The 22,336-nt window shown below is 71.3% G+C and carries 21 protein-coding genes and 1 pseudogene; 11 read left to right on the top strand and 11 right to left on the bottom strand.

What is annotated here, in order from left to right; translation table 11 throughout:
• Positions 1–49: 49 nt before the first annotated feature.
• Both HBO46_RS12460 and HBO46_RS12455 read right to left on the bottom strand, forming a co-directional pair.
• Positions 50–415, bottom strand: a complete 366-nt coding sequence (locus HBO46_RS12460) for an urea transporter (RefSeq protein ID WP_166139030.1) — start codon at positions 413–415, stop codon at positions 50–52.
• A 14-nt stretch (positions 416–429) separates the two neighbouring features.
• Positions 430–528, bottom strand: a complete 99-nt coding sequence (locus HBO46_RS12455) for an urease subunit gamma (RefSeq protein ID WP_224769027.1) — start codon at positions 526–528, stop codon at positions 430–432.
• Between the two features lie 294 nt (positions 529–822).
• On the opposite strand from HBO46_RS12455, the gene HBO46_RS12450 reads away from it, so the two are divergent.
• From HBO46_RS12450 to crcB, 3 genes are read left to right on the top strand one after another with little or no spacing between them, the layout of a single operon-like run.
• The gene (locus HBO46_RS12450) at positions 823–4,299 is read left to right on the top strand and encodes an FUSC family protein (RefSeq protein WP_166139033.1); all 3,477 of its coding nucleotides are present in this window, start codon (positions 823–825) and stop codon (positions 4,297–4,299) included.
• Positions 4,299–4,781 carry a fluoride efflux transporter FluC gene (locus HBO46_RS12445; RefSeq protein ID WP_166139036.1) on the top strand — a complete coding sequence of 161 codons (483 nt, stop codon included), beginning with the start codon at positions 4,299–4,301 and terminating at the stop codon, positions 4,779–4,781. Before HBO46_RS12450 ends, HBO46_RS12445 begins: the two co-directional genes overlap by 1 nt.
• Complete coding sequence (gene crcB, locus HBO46_RS12440; protein ID WP_153324187.1) at positions 4,778–5,158, top strand: fluoride efflux transporter CrcB; 381 nt, start codon at positions 4,778–4,780, stop codon at positions 5,156–5,158. Before HBO46_RS12445 ends, crcB begins: the two co-directional genes overlap by 4 nt.
• A 29-nt stretch (positions 5,159–5,187) precedes the next feature.
• Here the strand turns inward: crcB and HBO46_RS12435 are convergent, their stop codons facing one another.
• Both HBO46_RS12435 and HBO46_RS12430 read right to left on the bottom strand, forming a co-directional pair.
• The gene (locus HBO46_RS12435; protein WP_166139038.1) at positions 5,188–6,780 is read right to left on the bottom strand and encodes an ABC transporter permease; all 1,593 of its coding nucleotides are present in this window, start codon (positions 6,778–6,780) and stop codon (positions 5,188–5,190) included.
• Positions 6,777–7,718, bottom strand: coding sequence for an ABC transporter ATP-binding protein (locus HBO46_RS12430; RefSeq protein WP_166139041.1), 942 nt, complete (start codon positions 7,716–7,718; stop codon positions 6,777–6,779). Before HBO46_RS12430 ends, HBO46_RS12435 begins: the two co-directional genes overlap by 4 nt.
• A 182-nt stretch (positions 7,719–7,900) precedes the next feature.
• Here HBO46_RS12430 and HBO46_RS12425 point away from each other — a divergent pair, with 182 nt between their 5' ends.
• Positions 7,901–10,324 carry a phosphoketolase family protein gene (locus tag HBO46_RS12425; protein WP_166139044.1) on the top strand — a complete coding sequence of 808 codons (2,424 nt, stop codon included), beginning with the start codon at positions 7,901–7,903 and terminating at the stop codon, positions 10,322–10,324.
• A gap of 88 nt (positions 10,325–10,412) precedes the next feature.
• Here the strand turns inward: HBO46_RS12425 and HBO46_RS12420 are convergent, their stop codons facing one another.
• Positions 10,413–11,723, bottom strand: coding sequence for an HNH endonuclease signature motif containing protein (locus HBO46_RS12420; RefSeq protein ID WP_166139047.1), 1,311 nt, complete (start codon positions 11,721–11,723; stop codon positions 10,413–10,415).
• 151 nt (positions 11,724–11,874) lie between these two features.
• On the opposite strand from HBO46_RS12420, the pseudogene HBO46_RS12415 reads away from it, so the two are divergent.
• Positions 11,875–12,160 (top strand): annotated as a pseudogene (locus HBO46_RS12415) (hypothetical protein); the annotation flags it as partial.
• 314 nt (positions 12,161–12,474) lie between these two features.
• On the opposite strand, the gene HBO46_RS12410 reads toward HBO46_RS12415, so the two are convergent.
• Entirely contained in the window at positions 12,475–13,602 is a 1,128-nt protein-coding gene (locus HBO46_RS12410; protein WP_166139050.1) for an acetate/propionate family kinase, read from the bottom strand.
• Between the two features lie 116 nt (positions 13,603–13,718).
• Here HBO46_RS12410 and HBO46_RS12405 point away from each other — a divergent pair, with 116 nt between their 5' ends.
• The 3 genes from HBO46_RS12405 (at position 13,719) to HBO46_RS12395 (ending at position 15,461) form a co-directional block, all read left to right on the top strand.
• A complete protein-coding gene (locus HBO46_RS12405; RefSeq protein WP_166139053.1) occupies positions 13,719–13,925 on the top strand; it encodes a DUF7218 family protein in 207 nt (68 codons plus the stop codon).
• A 2-nt stretch (positions 13,926–13,927) separates the two neighbouring features.
• Positions 13,928–14,083, top strand: a complete 156-nt coding sequence (locus HBO46_RS12400; protein WP_166139055.1) for a hypothetical protein — start codon at positions 13,928–13,930, stop codon at positions 14,081–14,083.
• A 79-nt stretch (positions 14,084–14,162) separates the two neighbouring features.
• Positions 14,163–15,461, top strand: a complete 1,299-nt coding sequence (locus HBO46_RS12395; protein ID WP_166139058.1) for an HNH endonuclease signature motif containing protein — start codon at positions 14,163–14,165, stop codon at positions 15,459–15,461.
• Positions 15,462–15,494: 33 nt separating this feature from the next.
• Here the strand turns inward: HBO46_RS12395 and HBO46_RS12390 are convergent, their stop codons facing one another.
• The 5 genes from HBO46_RS12390 to HBO46_RS20805 all read right to left on the bottom strand — a co-directional run bounded on the left by HBO46_RS12390 (position 15,495) and on the right by HBO46_RS20805 (position 18,356).
• The gene (locus HBO46_RS12390) at positions 15,495–16,130 is read right to left on the bottom strand and encodes an HhH-GDP family DNA glycosylase (RefSeq protein WP_166139061.1); all 636 of its coding nucleotides are present in this window, start codon (positions 16,128–16,130) and stop codon (positions 15,495–15,497) included.
• A 16-nt stretch (positions 16,131–16,146) separates the two neighbouring features.
• The gene (locus tag HBO46_RS12385; protein ID WP_166139064.1) at positions 16,147–16,878 is read right to left on the bottom strand and encodes a FliA/WhiG family RNA polymerase sigma factor; all 732 of its coding nucleotides are present in this window, start codon (positions 16,876–16,878) and stop codon (positions 16,147–16,149) included.
• A 123-nt stretch (positions 16,879–17,001) separates the two neighbouring features.
• Positions 17,002–17,409 carry a hypothetical protein gene (locus HBO46_RS12380; RefSeq protein WP_166139067.1) on the bottom strand — a complete coding sequence of 136 codons (408 nt, stop codon included), beginning with the start codon at positions 17,407–17,409 and terminating at the stop codon, positions 17,002–17,004.
• The gene (locus tag HBO46_RS12375; protein WP_166139069.1) at positions 17,406–17,825 is read right to left on the bottom strand and encodes a hypothetical protein; all 420 of its coding nucleotides are present in this window, start codon (positions 17,823–17,825) and stop codon (positions 17,406–17,408) included. Before HBO46_RS12375 ends, HBO46_RS12380 begins: the two co-directional genes overlap by 4 nt.
• A gap of 114 nt (positions 17,826–17,939) precedes the next feature.
• Positions 17,940–18,356: a prepilin-type N-terminal cleavage/methylation domain-containing protein gene (locus HBO46_RS20805; RefSeq protein ID WP_191480140.1), complete on the bottom strand. Its 417-nt coding sequence runs from the start codon at positions 18,354–18,356 to the stop codon at positions 17,940–17,942.
• Between the two features lie 218 nt (positions 18,357–18,574).
• On the opposite strand from HBO46_RS20805, the gene HBO46_RS12365 reads away from it, so the two are divergent.
• From HBO46_RS12365 to HBO46_RS12355, 3 genes are read left to right on the top strand one after another with little or no spacing between them, the layout of a single operon-like run.
• Entirely contained in the window at positions 18,575–19,888 is a 1,314-nt protein-coding gene (locus tag HBO46_RS12365; protein WP_224769026.1) for a type IV pilus modification PilV family protein, read from the top strand.
• Positions 19,885–20,610, top strand: coding sequence for a PulJ/GspJ family protein (locus HBO46_RS12360; RefSeq protein WP_166139074.1), 726 nt, complete (start codon positions 19,885–19,887; stop codon positions 20,608–20,610). Before HBO46_RS12365 ends, HBO46_RS12360 begins: the two co-directional genes overlap by 4 nt.
• An 11-nt stretch (positions 20,611–20,621) precedes the next feature.
• Positions 20,622–22,322, top strand: coding sequence for a pilus assembly PilX family protein (locus HBO46_RS12355; protein ID WP_166139077.1), 1,701 nt, complete (start codon positions 20,622–20,624; stop codon positions 22,320–22,322).
• Positions 22,323–22,336 lie beyond the last annotated feature (14 nt).

Below are 22,336 nucleotides of genomic sequence, written 5' to 3'. Positions count from 1 at the left end.
GCGCGGAGGCCGGGTGCCGGGCGGGAGTGGGTGTCCCCGCGCGGCGTGCTCATGGCCGCCGCAGTGCGGGGATGTAGGCAGCGATGACGAGCAGGACGGCGTAGGCCCAGGCGGCGGCGTTGCCGACCAGGAACACCGCGGCCAGCGCGATGGCGGTCAGGACGCCGGAATAGCCGGAGAGTCCCTGGTCGATGGTCGCCGAGCTCTCGCCCATCGCCCAGGCGCACAGCGTGCCGATCAGGCTGCCCATGGCGGCCGCGAGCCCGACCTTCCAGGAGGCGACGAAGAGCCCGATCAGGATCAGTGCGCCCGACCGGACGCTGTTGACCAGCACCACCTCGGAGACGTTGGTGAGCAGAGAGCGCAGCATCGACTCGCCGGTGCCGTCGGCGATGTGCTGGGGGGTCGAGCGCACGTGCACGCTCGTGGTCAGGGCATGAGCTTCGTGCCCCGCTCCCGACGACGCCGGGCGAGGTCCGCGACCTGGTAGACGTAGAGCTTGTCGATCTCTCGAGGGGTCAGGTTCATGGCCTCGACGACCTTCCGGGTTGGGGACCGCCAGCACAGCCGGTGACGGAGTGTCGAATATCACGAACACCCTCGCCCAGAGCCGATGGGGCAGGTAGGGCCGAAGTCCCGCCCCCGGGCAGGGCCCTTGTCCTCCCCCGCCCGAGGGGGCCCAGATATAGGAAAACCCCGGCCCTGATACCCGCGCCCCCAGATTCGGCAGGCTCTGGCCAGGCCGACACCTCTGTGTGGTAATGGGGCTATGTCGTCTCCGCTCGCCAGCGAGCCACCCTCGACGAGCGGTTAGCCGGGTTGATGGACAACCTGTGGCTTCTTCTCGGGATCGTCGTCCTCACGGCGGCGCTGCTCGACGTCGTCCTCACGGCGCTGGACTTCGACGAGGCCGGCTTCATCTCCGGGCGACTGAGCCGGGGCGTCTGGCTCGTCGTGCGCCTGTTCACGCGCCGCATGTCGCGGCGCTGGCGGCGCGCCGTCCTGCGCCAGGTCACGTGGGTGCACATGGTGGTGATCATCATCGCCTGGCTGCTCGGGATCATCGTCGGGTTCGGCCTCATCTATTACGGCCAGATGTCGCGCAGCACCTTCTCGGTCTCGGGCACCGACGCCGGCCTGACCCTCTTCGATGCTCTCTACTTCAGCGCCGCGCAGCTCTCGACAGTGGGCGGCTCCGCCCTCACCGCCGAGACCGACCTGCTGCGCTTCCTCAGCATCGCCGAGACCCTGAGCGGGGTCCTTCTGCTGTCGCTGATCCTGACCTTCCTGCTCGGCGTGTTCTCGGTGATCAGCGACCTCAGCGCCCTGTGCCGGTATTTCTTCACCGCCGAGCGGGGGGCGGGGTCACCGGTCGCGAGCCTGGCGGCGTTCTTCCGTGAGGGCGAGCCCAGCGGTCTCGACGGCCACCTCGACGGCATCGCGGGCTCGTTCTCCTCCTACGTCGACGGACTGCGGTTCCACCACTCGGCGTACTACTTCCAGAGCGGGCAGGACCAGTTCGCGCTGCCGTACGCCGTCCGGATGCTCGCGGGGACACTGAGTGCGCTGCGGTGGGGGCTCCCGACCGGCCACCCGGCCGCCACCGAGCCGGGACTGGTACCGCTGACCTTCCAGTTCCTGGAGTTCGAGGACTACCTCGAGCGGATGGCCACCTGGCGCAACGTGACGGTCCCGGAGGTCGTGAGCCGCGAGGAGTTCGAGCGCATCGTGGGCCACCCGGAGCGTGACACGCAGGACCTGTGGGTGACGCGGTTCGTCGAGCTGAACGCCGCGATGGGCCAGTTGGCTCGCATCGACCCGCTCGCGGACCTCGACGACGCCTACCAGCGCTACCGCCAGTGGCTGCCGTTCGAGTTCCGCGCGCAACGCATGACCCTCGCCGTGAGCGACGACCTCGACTACCAGCCGGTGATCGTCAGCGACCGGCCCGTCTCCATGCTCCAGGCCGAGGACAGCGTCGCCCTGGACAGCGTGCAGACGGGGACGGTCCCGGACATCGACCCGCGCCTGCTGTCGGTGCGGGCCAGCCGTGAGCCCCCGACGCGTCGCCAGCTGTTCGCTGCCCGGTTCCTGTCCCTGACCGACCCCGGCAACGCCCGCCTCCGCGCGGCCACGCGTGCGATGCTCGCCGCGGTCGCCTCCGCGGGGGCGCTGTACGCGGTCTTCGACGAGCTCGACCGGACATCCGTCGAGCCGGCGGTCTTCGGCGGTTTCGTGGCGATGCTGAGCTCGGGCGCGGCCGTGGGCCAGACCCAGCGGGATCGGCGGATCACCAGCCTCGTCGTCGCCGTGCCCATCTCGGCGCTGGTGCTGCTCGGAGCGCTCGTCTCGGACTCCGTCTGGCTCACCGGTGTGCTCGTGGTGGCGGTGGCGACCCTCGCCGTGGCGGCCAGACGCTTCGGGCCACGCTGGTCGACGCTGGGGCAGGTGTCGTTCATGGGCTACTACTTCGCGCTGATCCTGCGCCTCGAGCCCTCCGACGTCCTCGCCTACGTCGCGGCCGCGGTGGTCGGCGTCGGGGCGGCGTTCGTCTTCAACCACGTCCTCATCCCCGAGCGGCCGCCGGTGGTCCTGCGTCAGGGCCTCGAGGGCTACGCCCGACGCATGGTCTCCTCGATGGACGCACTGCTGGATGCTGTCTCCTGGGCGCGCTGGGACCGCGCGGTGCGCGCGCACGTCGAGGTCGAGCTCCAGCAGCTGCGTGCTCACGCGACGTTCGTCGGCGGTCAGCTCCGGCAGGGAGAGGCCACGGCCGGGATGCCGGCCGGGCGCGCCGTGGCCCTGCGGCTCCGGCTCTTCGACTCCGAGCTCGCCCTGATGAGCCTGGTCGCGTCGGCTCGCGGCCTCGCCGGCGTCACGGTCTCGTTGGAGGCGCGTGCCCGCCTCGCCGGCCGTGTCGAGCTGCTCCAGGCCCATCTGGCCGAGCTGACGGTGGCCTCGCTGCCCGGCTCGGACGGGGGGAGACGGGCGCCGAGCGGGCTGGCGCCGTGGGTGGACGCCGACCCGCCCGCAGCATGGCCGCGTGCGGCGCGCCTGGTCTTCGAGTCCGTCGACGAGCTGCACCGTTCGGCCGTGCGGTTGCGTGACGCGGCGATCGCCGCGATGGACCCGCCGGTCGCCGAGGTGGCCGCGACCGCACAGGCCGAGGAGGAGCGCGAGGAGGAACGCCAGGAGGTCGCCGACACCACCACCATTCCCGCCGCGGGCGACACCGGTGTGGCAGCAGCGCCCGACGCAGGCCGGGGGAGCGGACTGCTGGCGCCGGCGGTGCGGCGGGCCGTCCAGGCCGGGGTCGCGAGCGCGGCCTCGCTGCTGGCCGGCTGGCTGGTCTCCACCACCCATCAGTACTGGGCGACGCTGTCGGCGTTCCAGGTGCTCGGCGACACCGACGGGGACACGTTCGTGAAGGGCGCGCGGCGGGTCGCGGGCACCGTGGTCGGCGCAGCCGTGGGCTTCGGGATCGCGCTGTCCGAGGCTGCGATCGCCCCCGTCATCATGCCGCTGCTGGCCCTCGCCGTGTTCGCCTCCGTCTACTACCGCCAGGTGAGTCCGGCGGTCGCGACGTTCTGGACGACCATGATCTTCGCGCTGCTCTACGAGTACCTCGGCAACCTGACCACCTTGGCGCTCGCGCAGCGGGTGGCGGAGACGCTTCTCGGCGCCGTCATCGCTCTCGTGGTGGCCTACGTCGTCCTGCCGACGCGGACCCGGACGGTGCTCGACGAGAACGTCAGCGTCCTGGCCCGCGACATCGATGCGATCGTCACCGCCAGCATGGGGCGGCTTGCCGGGGCGCCCCCGACCGCGCTCCCGGAGCTGAGGCAACGGGTGCTCACCGCCAGCCAGGACGTCCGCACGGTGGTGGCGACGGCCGAACCGCTGCGGCACGCGCCCGGGGCGCTCGGACCCGAGGGCATCGAGGGCCGCCTCACTGCGGTGTGGGCGCTGACCAGCCACGCGCGCCGTCTCGTGCGTGCCGCCGAGCGGGCGATCGTGACGGGGGTGGGGCCGCACGACCAGGACTGGCGCGGGATGGCCCGGTCCACGAGCACGAACATCGCCGCGCTCACCACCGCCCTGGACGGGCGGCTCCCCGGCCCGCTCGTGCTCGAGGTCGCGTCCTTCGAAATGAGCGGTAGCGGCCCGACGGACCGGCTGATGGACGACGTCATGCGCGAGCTGACCCGGATCAACCAGACGGTGCTGGCGCTGCTCGAACTGGTCTCTCCGGGTGCCCTCGAGGGTGTCGCCCCGGCGCACGACAGTACGGTCGCCTGATGCTCGACACCACCAGCACGCCCGGGGACTCCGGCGGCCGGCGACGCAGGCGTCCGGCGCACTTCCAACCGGCGTCGATCGGTCTGGTGCTGCTCGGCGGCGGCATCGGTGCGGGGTGCCGCGAGGTGCTGTCGCGGGAGATCCCGGACCTCGACGGGATCCCGGTGATGATCCCGGTCGTGAACGTGATCGGCGCCTTCCTGCTCGGGTTCCTCTACGAGGGGCTCAGCCGCACCGTTCCCAGGCCGATGGACACCGTGCGCCTCAAGGCGCTGCTCGGCGCAGGCTTCTGTGGCGGCCTCACCACGTACAGTGCCTTGGCGACCGACACCGCCGTGCTGCTCGACAACGGCCGGATCGGAATGGCGCTGGCCTACGCATGCGGCACCGTGGTCGTCGGGGCCGCGGCCACGATCGCGGGCATCGTGGCTGGGGCCCGGATCCAGCGGCACCCGGCACCGGGTGAGGAGGTGGAGCGGTGACCCTGCCGCTCTACCTGCTGCTCGTGCTCACCGGCGGCGTCGGCGCTGCGCTGCGCTATGTGCTCGACGGCCTGATCGGGTCCCGGACGAAGGGGTCGTCGTTCCCTTGGGCGACCACGATCATCAACGTCAGCGGCGCCTTCGTCCTCGGTCTGCTGACTGGCCTGGTGGCCGGGCGGATGGAGGACACCGACGTGCGCGCGATCCTCGCTGTGGGACCGCTGGGCGGGTACACGACCTTCAGCACCGCCAGCTACGAGGCGGTGCAGCTCGTGCGGCAGAAGCAGTACGGCCTGGCGCTGGCCTACGGCGTCGGCGTGCTGGTGGTCTGCGTCGGCGTCGCGTTCGTGGGCTACTACTACGGGTCGCGGGCCTAGACACCACCCGCGCGGCCGCGTGGGTCGGCTCAGGCGACGTCGCGGCGCCGGAACCCGGCGAAGCCGACGGCGAGCAGCGCGCCGACGACCACGCCCAGCCCGGTGAGGCCGGCCCAGTCGGGGGAGTCGGCCGTGACGTCGGGGACGTGGCGCAGCGGGCTGATGTCGAGGGCCCAGTCGGGCAGCTTGAACGTCGGGCCCAGCAGCGTGAGCCCGAAGGTCGCCACGACCCCGAGCCAGCCCACGAGGCGACGCGTGGGCGCGGCCCCGACGAAGGCGAGGGCGAGGGCCACCAGGGCCCAGACCCCCGGAACGGTCACCGCCGCCTGCGCCACGACGTCGCGGAAGGCGACCGTGTCGTCCCGGGTGGAGGCCACCAGCGCGAGCGTGGTGCCGGCGACGAGCATTGCGATCGCTGACCCCACCAGGGCGATGGTGACGTGGCTGGCGAGGAACGTCGTACGCCGCAACGACCCGGCCAGGAGCGGCTCGACGCGGTGCGCGACCTCCTCGCCGTAGATGCGCTGCGCGACCTGCACCCCGGTGATGGCGGCGACGATGGCGATGATCTGCAGGATCGTGGTGATGAACGCCGACGTGAGGTCGACGCCGGCGCCGCCGCCCGAGGCGACGATGTCTGCCAGTGCCGGGCTGTCTGCGGCGACGTCGCCGACCGAGGTGGCCAGGTTGCCGAAGACGAAGCCCAGGGCGACGAAGGCGATCAGCCAGGTGGCCAGGGCGCCGACGTTGAGCCTCAGCGCCAGCCCCCAGACGCTGCCGGCCAACCCGGCACGAGCCGGTCCCGGCCGTTGCGAGAGCATCCCCTGCGCGAAGTCGCGGTGCTGCTGCAGCACGAACGCGATGGCCACGAGCGCGATCGCGAGGACCAGGGCGAGGAGCAGCGGCCACGGGTTGTCCTCCGTGCCCGGCCGGGTCTGTGACAACCAGCCCAACGGCGTGAGCCAGGTGGCGTCGCTGTCGGGGTCCGAGGAGTCGACGTAGCCGCGCGCCACGTAGCAGACACCGAGGGTGCCGATCGCGATGCTCGACGCAGCGTGGGCGTCCGAGCCCAGCTGCGCAGCGATCGCAGCGACGCCGGTGAACATCAGCCCCGAGGCGGTGAACGTCGCCGACAGGATCAGCGTGGCGCTCGCCCCGCCTCCGCAGGCGAGGGTCACCGCGAAGCAGACCACACCGAGGGCGACCGAGGCGGTGCTCGCCATCAGCACGGCGACCGCGAGCCGGGTGCCCCGCGCCAGGACGCCCGAGGCGACCAGCTCCGCCTGCCCCGAGTCCTCCTGGGCGCGGCTGTTGCGCACGACGATCAGGATCGCCATCAGCGCGGCGAAGAACGCCCCCAGCATGCCGGCGCGCCAGCTGTTGAACCCATCCGCGGTCGTCAGGTCACGGGCCGGGCCGAAGATGAGAGCGAGGGCGGGGTTGACCCCCAGCGTCCGGGCGAGCTGCTCGCGGTCGGAGGCATCGGGGAAGATCCAGGCGTAGGCCAGGATCGAGGACGCGGAGAGCGCCGAGATCCCGGCCACCCACGGGGCGATGTGGCGGGCGTCCTGTCGCAACGACACCTTCAGCAGCGGACGGGTCCCGGTCAGCGCCGTGCTCACGGCCCAGCGTCCTCGGTGTGCTCGGTGTCGTAGTGGCGCAGGAAGAGATCCTCCAGCGACGCCGGCGACACGGTGAGCGCGGACAGGTCGTAGGCCACCAGCGCGGCCATCGCCTCGTTGATCCGGTCCGGATCGACGGTGGCGGTGAGGCGGTGCCGCGCGTCGAGCACGGCGTCGTGGAGCACGCCGTCCAGCGCGCCGAGACCGGACCGGTCCGCGGGTGGACGGCCGAGGGTGGCACTGATCGCGACCCGCGCCTGACCGCGCAGGTCGGCCAGTGTCCCGGTCTGGGCGATGGTGCCCTGGCGGATGATGCTCACCCGGTCGGCGAGCGCCTCGACCTCGCTCATGATGTGGCTCGACAGCAGGATGGTGCGTCCTCGGGCCTTCTCCGCGCCGACCTCGTCCTGGAAGACCGCCTCCATCAGCGGGTCGAGGCCGGAGGTCGGCTCATCGAGGATGAGGAGCTCGACGTCGGCTGCGAGGGCGGCGACGATCGCGACCTTCTGCCGGTTGCCCTTGGAGTACTGACGGCCCCGCTTGGTCGGGTCCAGCTCGAAGCGCTCGATGAGCCGATCGCGTCGCGCCGGGTCGAGCCCGCCGCGCAGGTTCCCGAGCAGATCGATCGCCTCGCCGCCGGAGAGCGACGGCCAGAGCACCACGTCACCGGGCACGTAGGCGAGCCGGCGGTGGAGCGCGACCACGTCGCGCCACGGGTCGCCGCCCAGCAGCTCGACCGTGCCCGCGTCGGCCCGCAACAGCCCGAGCAGCACCCGGATCGTCGTGGACTTGCCAGCGCCGTTCGGACCGAGGAAGCCGTGCACCTCGCCCCGCCCGACCCGCAGGTCCACGTGGTCCAGGGCAGTGAACGACCCGAACCTCTTGATCAGGCCCTCGATGCGGATCGCGGCGTCCGGGTCGGGTGTCGTCGTGGCCACGGCCTCTCCCTCGTCGCCGGGGTGCGCGCTCCTCACCGTACGCCTGCAGACCCCCGGTGACGGCCCGTTCGGACCGCTGTGGCGCGCGACGGCGCGGTAGGCGGTTCCGCTCCCGGCCGATCAGCCCTAGCGTGCAGACCAGCCCATCGGCACGCACCTCCTCACCAGCACAGGAGCGCCCCATGACCGAGCACGCCCTCGACGACGACCAGCTCGCGGACCTCGACGCGTGGTGGCGGGCGGCGAACTACCTGTCCGTCGGACAGATCTACCTGATGGACGACCCGCTCCTGAGGACGCCGCTGACCCGCGAGGACATCAAGCCGCGCCTGCTCGGCCACTGGGGGACCACCCCGGGACTGAACCTGCTGTGGACCCACCTCAACCGGCTGATCCGCGAGCGCGACGTCGACATGATCTTCCTCGCCGGCCCCGGGCACGGCGGGCCGGCGGCGATCGCGAACGCGTGGCTGGAGGGCACCTACAGCGAGGTGTACCCGCAGGTCAGCGAGGACGCCGAGGGGATGCGCCAGCTGTTCCGCCAGTTCTCCTTCCCGGGCGGGGTGCCCAGCCACGTGGCGCCGGAGACCCCCGGCTCGATCCACGAGGGCGGCGAGCTCGGCTACGTCTTGTCCCACGCGTACGGCGCGGCGATGGACAACCCCGACCTCGTGGTCACCGCCGTGGTCGGGGACGGGGAGTTCGAGACCGGCCCGCTGGCGGCGTCGTGGCACGCCAACAAGTTCGTCGACCCGGTGCACGACGGCGCCGTGCTGCCGGTCCTGCACCTCAACGGCTACAAGATCGCCAACCCCACCGTGCCGGCGCGGATCCCGCGCGAGGAGCTGCTCGCGCTGCTGCGCGGCTACGGCCACGAGGTGCTCACCGTGGAGGGCGACGACCCCGCCGACGTACACCGTCAGCTCGCTGCGGCGCTGGACCAGGCGCACGACCGGATCACCGAGATCCAGCGGGCGGCGCGTGAGGGCGGCGACCTGGAGCGCCGGCCCTGGCCGATGGTGCTGCTGGTGACCCCGAAGGGCTGGACCGGCCCGCACACCGTGGACGGGGTGCAGGTCGAGGGCACCTGGCGCGCCCACCAAGTGCCGCTGTCGGGCACCCGCGACAACGCCGAGCACCGCGCGATCCTGGAGTCGTGGCTGCGCTCCTACCGGCCCGAGGAGCTCTTCGACGCCGAGGGGAGTCCGGTCGCCCGGTTGCAGGAGCTGGCACCGCGGGGAAACCGGCGGATGAGCGCCAACCCGCACGCCAACGGCGGCCTGCTGCGCCGGCCGCTGCGGCTGCCGGACTTCCGCGGCTCGGCGGTGGACGTCCCGACCCCGGGGGCCTCCGTCCACGAGGCGACCCGGGTCCTGGGTCGCTACCTGATCGAGGTGGTGCGCCAGAACCCCGACAACTTCCGCATCTTCGGACCCGACGAGACGGCCTCCAACCGGCTCGACGCCGTCTACGAGGTCACCGACAAGGTCTTCGCCGGCGAGATCCTCGAGACCGACGAGCACCTCGCCCCGCACGGACGGGTGGTCGAGCTGCTCTCCGAGCACACCTGCCAGGGCTGGCTCGAGGGCTACCTGCTCACCGGTCGCCACGGCCTGTTCAGCTGCTACGAGGCGTTCATCCACCTCGTCGACTCGATGCTCAACCAGCACGCGAAGTGGCTCAAGACCACCCGGACGATGTCCTGGCGCCCGCCGATCTCCTCGCTCAACTACCTGCTCACCTCGCACGTGTGGCGCCAGGACCACAACGGCTTCTCCCACCAGGACCCCGGCTTCATCGACCACGTCGTGAACAAGAAGGCCGAGGTCGTGCGGGTCTACCTGCCGCCGGACACCAACACCCTGCTCTCCACGATGCGGCACTGCCTCGAGACCACCCACTACGTCAACGTCGTGGTCGCGGGCAAGCAGCCGACCTTCGACTGGCTCGACGCCGACGCCGCGGACCTGCACTGCGCGCGGGGGCTGGGCATCTGGGACTGGGCCTCCAGCGACGACGGCGACCCCGACGTGGTGATCGCGTGCGCCGGCGACGTACCGACCGTGGAGGCGCTCGCGGCGACCTCGATCCTGCGCGAGTACCTGCCCGAGCTGAAGGTCCGCTTCGTCAATGTCGTGGACCTGATGCGCCTGCAGGACGACACCGAGCACCCGCACGGGCTCTCGGCGCGCGACTTCGACACCGTCTTCACCGCCGACAAGCCGGTGGTCTTCGCCTACCACGGCTACCCGTGGCTGATCCACCGGCTGACCTACCGCCGCACCAACCACGCCAACCTGCACGTCCGCGGCTACAAGGAGGAGGGCACGACCACCACGCCCTTCGACATGGTGATGATGAACGACCTCGACCGCTTCCACCTGGTCATGGACGTCATCGACCGGGTGCCCTCGCTCGGACAGCGCGCCGCCGCCCTGCGCCAGCGGATGGTCGACACCCGCCGCCGGGCGCACCAGTGGACGCGTGAGTACGGCGAGGACCTGCCGGAGGTCCGTGACTGGTCCTGGACCCCCGGCGCCACCCCCGCCCGCGGCGCCTCACCCTCCACCACCGCCCGCCCCTCGGTCTCGTCCGAGCAGCGCTGAGGCCCGCTGTCGTCGGTCGAGCTTGTCGAGACCCACGCAGCGGTGTGGCCCCGCCGGCAAGGTGTCGGCGGGGTCCGGGGCGGTCGATCTACTCGTCCGGCGGGTGCGCGGTGACGAGGCGGGTGGTGCCTTGGTCCTTCACGAGGTGAAGTCCGTGCGGTGATCGCCAGAGGTAGGTCGCGGCGTCGGTCTTGTCGTAGGTCCACGCGGTGTGGGTCTTGGCGCGATGGTGTCGGCGGCACAGCGGCGCAAGGTTGCAGGAGCACGTCGGGCCATCGGTCCCGTGGGCGACGACGTGGTCGGTGTCGCAGCGGCGGGCCGGGCGTTCGCACCACGGGAACGCACACATCGGCTGGACCAGACGGGTCTGGTCGACGAGGCGGTCGGGGATGGCGTAGGCGTCGGTGTGGTGGTGGGCCTCGAGGTCGATGACCGGCTTGATGACCACCAGGGCGTCGCTGCTGCACCAGTCGCGGACCTGCTCGGTCGACACGATGGACCGGGTCTCCTCGACGTGCGCGATGCCCGCCTCGTTGCGAGTGATCGCGGCGTGGGACAGATGGACGTGGATGACGACCTGGCGCGGCTTCACCACCGAGGCAGCGTCTACGCCGGCGCTGCCGGCCTCGGCGCGCAGGTCGAGGGCCAGCTGGCGTCGGGCGAGCTCCCCGGCGGCCATCGAGCGGCGCACGTCGAGGGGCTCGGTCGACCCGAGAGTCGCGAGCTCCTCGGCGCCCTGCCGGATCGCGGTGTCGAGGTCGATCGCGTCGGCGAGGTCGAGGACACCCTCGACGTGGACGGTCCCGTCGTGGCTGGCTTCGCGCGTGTGGACGTCGAAGCGGCGCGACTCGGCGGCAGCGAGTCGGTCCTCCTCCGCACCCTCGGGGTCGAACGCGACGCGGGCCTGGTCGACGAGCCGCTCGATCCCGGCCCAGCTGATCTTTCCGACGAAGGCGGCGAGCTGGCGGTCCACGAACTCGGCACCGTCCATCGGCAGAGCGGTCGTCAGCTGCGCGAGTCGCCGGGCCTTCCACAGCGGGACCCTGCCGGCGCGGACCAACTGCCAGGTGCGCTTCAACCGGTGGGCCAGCTCGAGCGCGTCACCGACCAGCGAGCGGGCCGAGTCGGTGGACATGCCGAGCGCGGCGCCGAACTCCATCGGCGCGAACTCCGCCACCAGCGGCGCCCCCTCACCGGCCAGCGGGACGGCCACCTCCCCGAACACCAGCCCGGTCGTCGGCGCCACCTCGGCGACCGACTCCTCCGGGTGCATCGACGCCCACACCAGGGCCGCCTCCAGGACGTCGATCTCCGCCCGCTGGGCCGCCGCCCGACGGGCCTGCGCGAACGCCAGCACAGCAGCTGGGGAGTCGCAGTCGGGGAGCTCGGGGTCGGCCATGCCTCATCCTACTCGAACGCACGTTCGACGACAAGAGTCTTTCCACCACGGTCTCGATGTCATGTCTCAAGACATCGGTGACGGTTCTGTGTCAGGACATCGGTGACACAACTGGGGTGCTTGGTGGTGACACTTCTGGCTCTCTGGTGGGGTGCCTTCCGCCAATGAGCCTGTCGATCCTCGTGTCCGTCTCGCGATCGTCCAGTGGCCTGAGGATCCGCCACGAGGCGCGGTGACCACGTTCTGCGAAGAGCATCCCGATCTCACGTAAGACGTTCTACGCGATCCGTGCCCGGTCGCGACGGTTCGTCTACCCGGCCCCGAACGCGTGCTGGCAGCTCGACGCCACCGAGTACGTCCTGACCCGTGGGCGCAAGTGCGTGATCTTCCAGCTCATCGATGACCACTCCCGCTACGCGGCGGCGTCCCATGTCGCCTGGGGCGAGAGGGCTTGTCGGTGATCGGCTCGACACTCAGAGCCATGACGTGGTCCACCAGCTGGCCCAGCTGCAGGCCAAGGTCGACGCGTTCGACGAGGTCTACAACACCCAGGGACCTCGGAGCTCGACGGCGGGCAGTGGGGCGCCCGCTCGGTGCCCGCCCACTGAGCGGGGCGCCAGCGCACCCACGAAGGCACCGAGGACCGACCCCTTGGCCGCGCTCGAGGTGGTCCGGTGGCGCAGGTGCCCGATCCGGGGTTCGTGCGAGCCGAGCATCCAGGTCACCGTCACCGTCACCGCGTCGAGGACGCTCAGTCCGCCAACGCCTCGACGACCTGCCGGGCGATCGAGAGCTCCTCGCGGGTGGGGACGACCAGCACCGTCACCTCGGAGTCGTCGGCGGAGATGCGGGCGGGGCCACGGGCCGTGCCGTTGTGGACGGGATCGACGATGATCCCGAGCCGTTCGAGGCCGGCGAGGACGTCGGCGCGCAGGCGGGGGACGTGCTCGCCGGCGCCCGCGGTGAAGGTGATGACGTCGGCGCCGCCGAGCACGGCGAGGTAGGCGCCGAGGTACTTGCGCAGCCGGTGGCAGTAGACGGCGTACGCGGTCGTGGCAGCCTCGTCACCGGCGTCGCGGGCCGCCTGGAGGTCGCGGAAGTCCTGGAGTCCGCACAGTCCGCGGAGGCCGGAGCGGTGGTGCAGCAGGTCGTCGAGCTGATCGACGTCGAGGCCGCCGACGCGCAGCAGGTGCAGCAGCACGCCGGGGTCGAGGTCGCCGCCGCGGGTGCCCATCACCAGTCCTTCGAGCGGGGTCAGGCCCATCGAGGTCTCGACCGGGCGCCCGCCCTGGATCGCGGTGGCCGAGGCGCCGTTGCCGAGGTGGAGGACGATCTGGTCGAGCTCGGCGAGCGGGCGGCCGAGGAACGCCGCGACCTCGGCGGCGACGTAGTGGTGGCTGATGCCGTGCGCGCCGTAGCGCCGGATGCCGTGGCGCTCCGCGAGCGTGCGGTCCACGGCGTACGTCGCGGCCTCGACCGGCAGGTCGGCGAAGAACGCGGTGTCGAAGACCGCGACCTGCGGCAGGTCCGGGTAGACCTCTCGCGCGTGGCGCACGCCCTCGATCGCCGGCGGGTTGTGCAGCGGGGCCAGCGGCACGAGCTCCTCGAGGCCGGCCAGGACGGCGTCGTCGACCAGCGTCGGCACCACGAAGCGGGAGCCGCCGTGGACCACCCGGTGCCCGACCGCCGCGAGCGCGTCGGCGCCGAGGCCGGCGTCCGCCAACTCCGCGCTGACGCGGAGCAGGGCGGCGGCGAAGTCGTCGTGGTGCAGCCGCTCGAGGTGGCCGCCGAGCAGCGACTCGCCGGTGCCGGGACGCAGCACCTGGTACTTCAGCGAGGAGGAGCCGGCGTTGAGGACGAGCACGGGCCGATCGGACATGCCGGACTCCCTTCCGAGGTCCTTGCACGGTAGCCGTGGGCACCGACGCTGTCGCGCATGTGCGTGACGCGGCCGGGTACCGCGTCCGGCAACCGTGAGCGAGTCGGGGGTGCCAGATGGCCGGGAACATCAAGAACCAGAAGCAGTACGAGGCCCTCAAGGACAAGGGCATGTCGAAGGAGCGGGCCGCGAGGATCGCGGACGCCAAGGACTCCTCGAAGCACGGCGGTGAGCAGTCCGGCAAGGGCCGCAACGCCACGCAGGGCGGCACGACCGCGCAGAAGAAGGAGGCCGGCCGCAAGGGCGGCAAGGCCAGCCACTGACCATGACCCTGTTCGGCCTGATCCTGACGATCCTCCTCACCGCCGGTGTCGTGGCGGCGATCCTGCTCTTCGAGCGCAGCCGCGCCGAGGGCATCCGCCGCGACCTCGCCGAGGATGCCCGCCGCGACCGCGAGGAGCGCGAACGCCGGGAGCGCTGACCCACTCGTCCCTGAAGTCTTTACCTTCGGGTTCACCGCCCACGCTTCTCCTCGAACGTGCGTTCGAGTAGGATGAGGCATGGTCGACCCCGAGCTCCCCGACTGCGACACTCCAGCCGCCGTGCTGGCGTTCGCGCAGTGCCGACGGGCTGCGGTCCAGCGCGCGGAGTTCGACGTCCTGGACGCGGCGTTGGCGTGGGCGGCGATGCACCCGGCCGAGTCGGTCTCGGACGCGGCATCGACAGACGGCTGGATCTTCGCCGAGGTGGCGGTGCCGCTCGGTGGCGAGGGCACCCCGCTGGTGGCGGAGTTCGCGCCGATGGAGCTGGGTGCCGCGCTCGGGATGTCGACGGATTCCGCGCGGGCGCTGGTCGGATCCGCGCTCGAGCTGGCGCACCGGCTCCCGCGCACGTGGAAGATGATGCGGGCCGGTGTGGTGCCGGTCTGGAAGGGACGTCGGCTCGCGCAGTTGACCCTCGCTCTTCCGCCCGAGGGTGCCGACTTCGTCGACCGTCAGCTCGCTGCGGTCGTCGGCAAGGTCGGCTGGGCAGAGATCGAGCGGCTCGTCGACCACGCCCGGGCGACGTTCGATCCCGAAGGTGCGGAGAAGCGGCGCCGTCAGGCCGCGGACGGGCGCCGGTTCGAGGTCCGGACCCGTGACGTGACCCACGACGGCACCGCGTGGGTGGAAGGCGTCCTCGACCTCGCCGACGCCCTCGACCTGGATGCCGCGATCCGCCACGGCGCGGAGGAGCTCGCCGCCCTCGGCTCGACCGAGTCGTTGGACGTGCGGCGCTCGATGGCGGCCGGTGAGCTCGCCCGACGCCAGCTCGCGTTCGACCTGCGGGCAGAGACTGGCGAGGGTGCCGCGTCGGTGGTGAAGCCTCGCCAGGTCGTCATCCACGTGCACCTGTCGGAGGCGGCGATCAGCCGTGACGAGCCGGGCGTCGCCCACATCGAGGAGACGCGGTCGATCGTGTCGACCGAGCAGGTCCGCGACTGGTGCGGCGACGCGCAGGTGGTGATCAAGCCGGTGATCGATCTCGATGCCCACCACCACACCGACGCCTACGCGGTTCCGGACAAGCTGATCGAGCAGGCCCGTCTCGCCCAACCGGTCTGCGCGTTCCCGTGGTGCGAGCGACCCGCCCGGCGCTGCGACACCGACCACGTCGTCGCCCACGGTGCGGGTGGCTCGACCTGCTCGTGCAACCTCGCCCCGCTGTGCCGGCGACATCACCGGGCCAAGACCCACACCGCCTGGACCTACGACAAGACCGACGCCGCGACCTACCTCTGGCGATCCCCGCACGGGTTGCACCTGATCAAGGACGGCGGCACCACGCGGCTCGTCACCGCCCATCCGCCCGACGACTGACCGCGTTTCGTCGGTCGAGCCTGCCGAGACCCCTCAGGTCGGCCCAGCACCCCGCACGTCGTCGACGACCAACTTGTCGCGGGCGGCCCGCACGCAGCCGGCGACCAGCCGGGGCAGGTCCCGGTCGGGCACCAGGCCCGCCAGCGCGTCGGATGAGGTGGGCAGCCCGAGCCGCTCGGCCCCCTTGGCGGTGAGCTCGTCGACGTACGGTGCGAGGTCGGGCCAGACGCCCTGCACCTCGCGACAGAAGATCGCCGCGCCCGCGGGGCCGATGCCCTTGAACTGCTGCAGGTCGCGCCCGAGGTCGTCGCTCTGCTCGTGCAGGCGCCGCAGGTCCCCGTCGTACCGGTCCAGGACGGTGGTGGCGAGCTCGGCGAGCTGGGTGGCGGTGCGCTCGTCGTAGCGGCGGTACCCGGCGCGTCCGAGGGCCGCGATCAGCCGCGGACGCGGGGTGTCGCGGGTGCGCGGGGAAGTGGTGCAGCCGGCCGCGAAGAGCTCGCGGGCGGCGGCGACGGCAACCTCGGAGCGGATCCGCGCGGAGAGCAGCAGGCTGAGCACGAGCAGCTGCCAAAGCGGGGCCGGGGCGTCGTCGAGGCGGATCCCCGCGTCCTCGGCGTACGTCGTGCCGTGGCGCGCGAGCAGGGCCGCGACCGTGTCCTTCTCGTCCATGGACGGGCGGTACCCGTCAGGCGTCGGCCTGCTCGGCGATCCGGCGGCGCAGGGTGAGGGTGGCGCGGCTGTGCAGCTGGCTGACCCGGGACTCGGTCACGCCGAGGACCTGGCCGATCTCGGCGAGGGTGAGGCGGTCCCAGTAGTACAGCGCGATCAGGATCTGGTCGCGCTCGGGAAGACTGCGCACCGCCTGGAGGAAGCCGTCGGGCCAGTCCTCGCCGGGGCCGGGCAGGTAGCTGGCGGCCGGCGCCGGGTCGTCCTCGCCGGTGGTGCTGGCCTCGAGGCTGAGCACGTTGGTGTAGCTGGTCTGGGCGTACATCTCCTGGAGCTCGGTGATGCCGATCCCGAGCTCGGCGGCCACCTCGGTGTCGTCGGGGGAGCGGCCCAGACGTCGTTCGAGGGTGGTCTGCGCGGCGTTGAGGTCGCGGATCTTCTCGCGCACCGAGCGCGGCACCCAGTCGGTCGAGCGGAGGCCGTCGACGATCGCGCCGCGGATCCGGGACACCGCGTAGGTCTGGAACTGCAGGCCGCGCTCGGGATCGAACTTGTCGACCGCGTCGAGCAGGCCGAGGACGCCGTCGGAGGTCAGGTCGTCGCTGTCGACGCTGGCCGGGAGGCCGGAGCGGAGGCGACCCACGACGTACTTGACCAGCGGTGAGAACTGGAGGACCAGCTGGTCACGTGCCTGCGGGTCGTGGTCGTGCTTGAAGCGTCGCCAGAGGTCGTCGACGTCGTCGACCGGCATCTGAGTCCCCATCCCCGTGCTCCCCTCTGGAGTTCCGCACCACCGTAGTGGGTCGGAGGGGGCCAGGGGGACCAGTGGGACGTGATGGGATTCTCGGCACGTCTCCGGCCGGGCGCGTGGGGATCAGTCGTCGAGGAAGGCGAGCTCGGCCAGCAGGCCGACGTTGTGCCGCTCGGGGGCCGGCGGCAGCGGGTCGACCACCGCGAGGCGCGGGACCGCGGCGAGGGCCGGCATCCAGTCCGCGTCGTCCTCCGCCGGGGCGGCGTACGCCGCGGGGGCGGGCTCAGGGTCGGGCTCGACGGCCAGCTGGAGCGGCTCCGGCTCGGACGGCTGCGCGAGCGCCACGGGAGCGTGAGGGGGCGCGGCAGCGGGCGCAGCGCTCAGCGTCTCGGGTTCGGCGGGGGCCTGGAGCGCGACCCCGAGGATCACGCGGGTCACCGAGGCCATCGAGCGCAGCGTGGTGCGGGCGGTCTCGGCATCGAGCACCCGCTCGTCGAGCGGGTGACCCAGATGGGTGCTGTGAGTGCTCATCGGTTCCTCCCGGAACGCTGCCTGCTGCTGTCGATGGCGCGCGGCTCGACGCTCAGCGTCGTGACGACCTCGGCCAGGCCCTCCAGGAAGGGCACGTGCTTGAAGAGGAGGGTCGGCGCGGTGGTCGCGCCGGTCAGCTCGACGGTGTCGTCGGCGTAGATGGTGAAGTCGTCCTCGCGCACGGTGATGTCGTGCTTGCCCGCCTCGGCGCGGGCGGCCTCGAGGGCCGCCACCGCGGTCGTGCTCGTGGGCACCGGGTCGTTGCTGTGGCTGACCACGGCGGCCGCCTTGAACCCGGCCTCCTCGAGTTCGTCGGGGGTGGCGAGGGTGGTGAGCAGCACCGAGCCGCCGTCGATGGCGGTGAGCCCGATGATTGCGACCACGACCAGGCTGGCGATCTTGCGGACTGCGGACACGAGTTGCCCCCCGGCGTGTGGTTCAGAACGAACGAAGCGGCGTCGTTGTGTCGACGCCGCGTAGTGCGTGCGCGGGGTGGGCGAGAGACTCTCTCGCCCACCCCGCGCCGGCGATCAGCAGCCTGCGTCGTACGCGGCCTGCAGGCCACCCTTGGCGGAGTCGTAGACGACGAAGTCAACGTCCTCGCTCGAGGCGTCGTTCGTGGCCTGGATGCAGTACTCGCCGATGGTCCCGCCCGCCGTCACGGTGACGGTGTTGCCCTTGGTGGCCGTGAAGCCCTCGTACTCGTCCTCAGCGGCGCCGGCGGGGACCGCGGTGGAGGGGTTCTCGGTCATCCAGGTCTCGACGATCGTGGCGGCGTTCTTGACGTCGCTCTTCATCGAGGCGTCGACGCCCTTCTGGCGCTGGTTCAGGAAGGCCGGGATGGCGATCGCGGCCAGGATGCCGATGATGATGATGACGACGAGGAGCTCGATCAGGGTGAAGCCCTGGTCCTTCTCCTTCATCGACTTCTGCAGACGAGCGAGCATGTGATTCCCCTTTGCGGAAGGTGTGGTGCTGTGTGCCCTGCGCCCCTCCCCGGGGTCAGGTGCTCTTGTCGAAGGGAGATGTCGGCCCCGTCGGTCCCCGGCTTGAGGGCGGCGGCGAGAAAGTGCGGCCGGTCTGGTCACCCTCGCCGTTCCTCAAGTGAGGACGTCCGGCAGCCGATCTGATCCTCGGTCGAGTCCGTCACGAGGAGAGGAACGCGATGCTGCTGTCCACACGAGCCCGCTGCAGCGCCCCTGCGCGCCGGGACGACGGCATGACCCTCATCGAGGTGGTGGTCGCGCTCGCGCTGTTCCTGGTCATCACCGGCGCCGTGCTGAGCCTCCTGGGCAGCGCGATCCGGCTGGCCAAGGAGGACCGCTACCGGATGGTGGCCACGAGCCTGGCCACCCGCGAGCTGGAGATCACCCGCGATGCGTTCACGTCGCTGACCCGCGGACCGACCACCATCACCACCAACCAGGTGGTCAACCCCAACCAGGTGCCGGGCGGTGTGGCGAACGCGCCGCTGGTCGTCGACAACGTGCCTTACACCGTCACCCGCACGGCCCAGTGGGCCCAGGTCGGCTCGACCGCCGCGTCCACGTGCGACGACGGAAGCAGCGCGGAGCTCGCGTTCCTGCGGGTGCGGGTCGAGGTGACCTGGCCTGGGCTCGGCGCGGACCGCCCGCCGGTCTCGACCGACACCGTTATGACGCCACCGAAGGGCACCTACTCCCAGAGCACCGGACACATCGGGGTCCGGCTCCTCGGCGCCGAGGGCGAGCCGCTCGAGGGCAGGTCGGTGACGGTCTCGGGCCCCGGGGGCACGAGCAGCAGCCTGACGGCGGACGACGGGTGCGCGGTCTTCGCGTTCCTCCCGGAGGGCGCCTACACGATCACGCCCAACCTCCCGGGACACGTCAACCGCGACGGCACGACGTCCAAGACCGTGCAGGTCCAGGCCGGCCGGCTCGTGCGCACGACGATGGAGTACGCACTGGCGAGCCGCGTCGTGGTCACCTACGAGACGCGGCCCGGCCACGAGCCCAAGGGCGCGACCGGGTTCCCGGTGACGCTCGCCAACAGTGCCCTGCTGCCCAGCGGGATGACCGTGGTGCGCGGGGGCGTCGACAGCGCCGGCACGCAGGCCCTCACGAACCTGTGGCCCTATCCGGCGGGCTACGAGGTCTGGGCGGGCGCCTGCGCGGACAGCGATCCCTACCAGAGCGACCGCCCGCGTGCGCTGGTCACCGCCACCCCCGGTGGGACGAGCACGGTGACCCTTCCGTTGGCGGCGGTCGTGGCGGAGTGGGCAGGTGGCGGGTCGAAGTCGAACCGCGAGGTGATCGCGGAACGAGGCGACGACGCCGCGTGCCCCGGAGCCGCGAAGATCGTGCTCGGCAAGACCGACGGCACCGGCAAGCTCAGGACCAGCGTCCCCTTCGGCACGTGGCGGATCAGTGTCGGCAACCGGGGGCCGCAACAGGTCACGCTGCCCTGGGACGGCACCTACCCGCGCGTGGTGACGCCATGACCCGCCGGCGATGCTCGCCGGGCGCCTTCGGTGACCGGGGCATGACCCTCGCCGAGCTTCTGGTCGCGATGGCGATCTTCACCATCCTGATGACCGGTCTCGGGACCACCGCGGTGCTGGTCATCCGTACCACCGCGGCGCTGGAGAACAGGCTGGACAACGCCACCCAGAGCCAGGTCTCGGTCGACGCGGTCAGCAAGGTGCTGCGCACCGCAGTGCTGCCGGAGCAGGCCACGGAGCTGGCCTGCCCCACCTGTGCGGACACCGCGCTCAAGGCGGCCACGCGCACCCGGGTGCAGTTCTACGCCAACCTCAACACCGTCGGCTCCGCGCCACTGCTGGTGACCCTCGAGCTCGAGCGCGACACGCATGCCGCGCAGACCTCGGGACAGCTCGTGCAGCGGATCCAGCGTCCGATCATCAACACCGCCACCCAGTCCTACAGCTACTGCGACGCGACTCTGCCGACCTGTTCTGTGCAGAAGCGGGTGCTGGCCCGGGGCCTGGCCTGGCCGGCGGTGGACACGTTCTTCTACTACGACTCCGGCGGCACTCTGATCACCCTGGCGAGCCTGGGTGACGTCGAGCTGCCGCTGGTGTCCAGCGTGGAGATCGCGCTGAAGGTGCAGACCGTGCGCGGCAACACCCGTTACAAGCCGGCGACCGTGTTCAAGCGGGTGCGCCTGCCCAATGCCGAGATCAACGTCCTGGTGGACAACTGATGGGGGAGATCATGAGTCGCTGGCGCGTGCGCAATCGGGACGAGGGGTCGGCACTGATCGTGGTGCTCGGGACGACGATGGTGCTGATCATCCTGGCCACCGTGGCAGCCACGGCTGCGATGAACACCAACCGCGTCGCCCGGCACTCCAGCGACTGGAACCAGGCGCTCGCCGCCGCTGAGGCCGGCGTCGACGACTACCTGGCGCGGCTGAACAAGAACGACCTCTACTGGCAGACCGCGACCGACTGCTCGAACCCGGCGATGAAGCGGCCGAACGTCAGCTCGTGCGCCTGGGGCGCGGGCACGCCGGTCGGCTGGGTGAAGGTGCCCGGTGCCGACCGCGCCGAGTACCACTACGAGGCGGAGACGGGCAGCACGCCCGTCAACGGGACCATCAAGCTGACGGCCACCGGCCGGGTGGGCACGGTCACCCGGTCGGTGCAGACCGTGCTGCGGCGCGGTGGCTTCGGTGAGTTCCTCTACTACACGGTGTACGAGGAGGTCGACCCGGCGAACGACTCCACCTACAACGGGAACCCCCGCAGCACCACGTGGGCGGCCAACAACTGCGTGCGCTACTGGTGGCCGAGCAGCAGTCCCCGGCACTCCGACTGCGTCAACATTCAGTTCGCGGGCGGCGACGTGATCAACGGCCCGATGCACACCAACGACCGGATCCTCACCGGTGGCGCCGTCCGGTTCAAGGGCACGACCACGACCTCCTGGCCGGACTGTGCCAAGACCGGCAGCGCCAAGAAGTGCTACGAGAAGGCCGGCGGCAGCAACCCGATCTTCGAGAAGGGCGTCAGCTACCGCCCCGAGATCGAGCTGCCGACCACGATCGGTGACCTGCGGCAGTACGTGAACGGGACCAACCCGCTCGTCGCCAGGACCGGTTGCCTCTACACCGGCCCGACGCGGATCAAGCTCATCGCGACCTCGGCCACCCATTCCACGATGGAGGTCTGGAGTCCCTACTCGCGCACGACGCTCAACCCCGGGTGCGGCAACGCGGCGAGCTTCGCGAGCTCGCCGAACACGTCCCAGACGATGACGATCCCGCACAACAGCCTGATCATCGTGCAGGACATCCCGGCCAGCGCGCCGTTCACGGTGAAGCAGAACACGAACGGCTCGTGCCAGACAGGGACGATCAGCGTCTACCCGCAGGCCGAGGACTGGAACGAGACGCTCAGCGACGCGCGCTGCCGCTACGGCACGTTGTACGTCGAGGGGACGCTCAAGGGCCGCCTGACGCTCGTGGCGGACAACAACATCATCATCACCGACCACCTGACCTACAACGGCGGCAAGACCGGGGTCGACTCGCTGGGCCTGATCGCCGGGAACTCGGTGAAGATCTACCACCCGGTGAAGAAGTCCGGCAACAACTTCTCCGACCTGAACAGGCCCGAGTCGAAGGGGCTGTTCAAGAACGCGGTCGTCCACGCGTCCATCCTGACCCTGATGCACAGCTTCAACGTGCAGGCCTGGGACAAGGGCTCGACGAGCGGGCTCGGGAAGCTCAACCTCTTCGGCTCGTTCGCCCAGCGCTACCGCGGTCCGGTGGCGCTGACGTCGGGCACCGGGTACGAGAAGAACTACGAGTACGACACCCGGCTGCGCTACGCGCCGCCGCCGTACTTCCTGGACCCGGTGCGCTCCTCCTGGGGCATCAAGGCGTACGGCGAGATCTCGGCCGCCTACTGATCGAACGTGCCGGG

Origin of the sequence: Nocardioides ochotonae (genome assembly GCF_011420305.2) — a bacterium.
Lineage (GTDB): Bacteria > Actinomycetota > Actinomycetes > Propionibacteriales > Nocardioidaceae > Nocardioides > Nocardioides ochotonae.
Note: the sequence above shows the minus strand (reverse complement) of the source record. Positions and strands in the feature narration are given on the sequence as shown.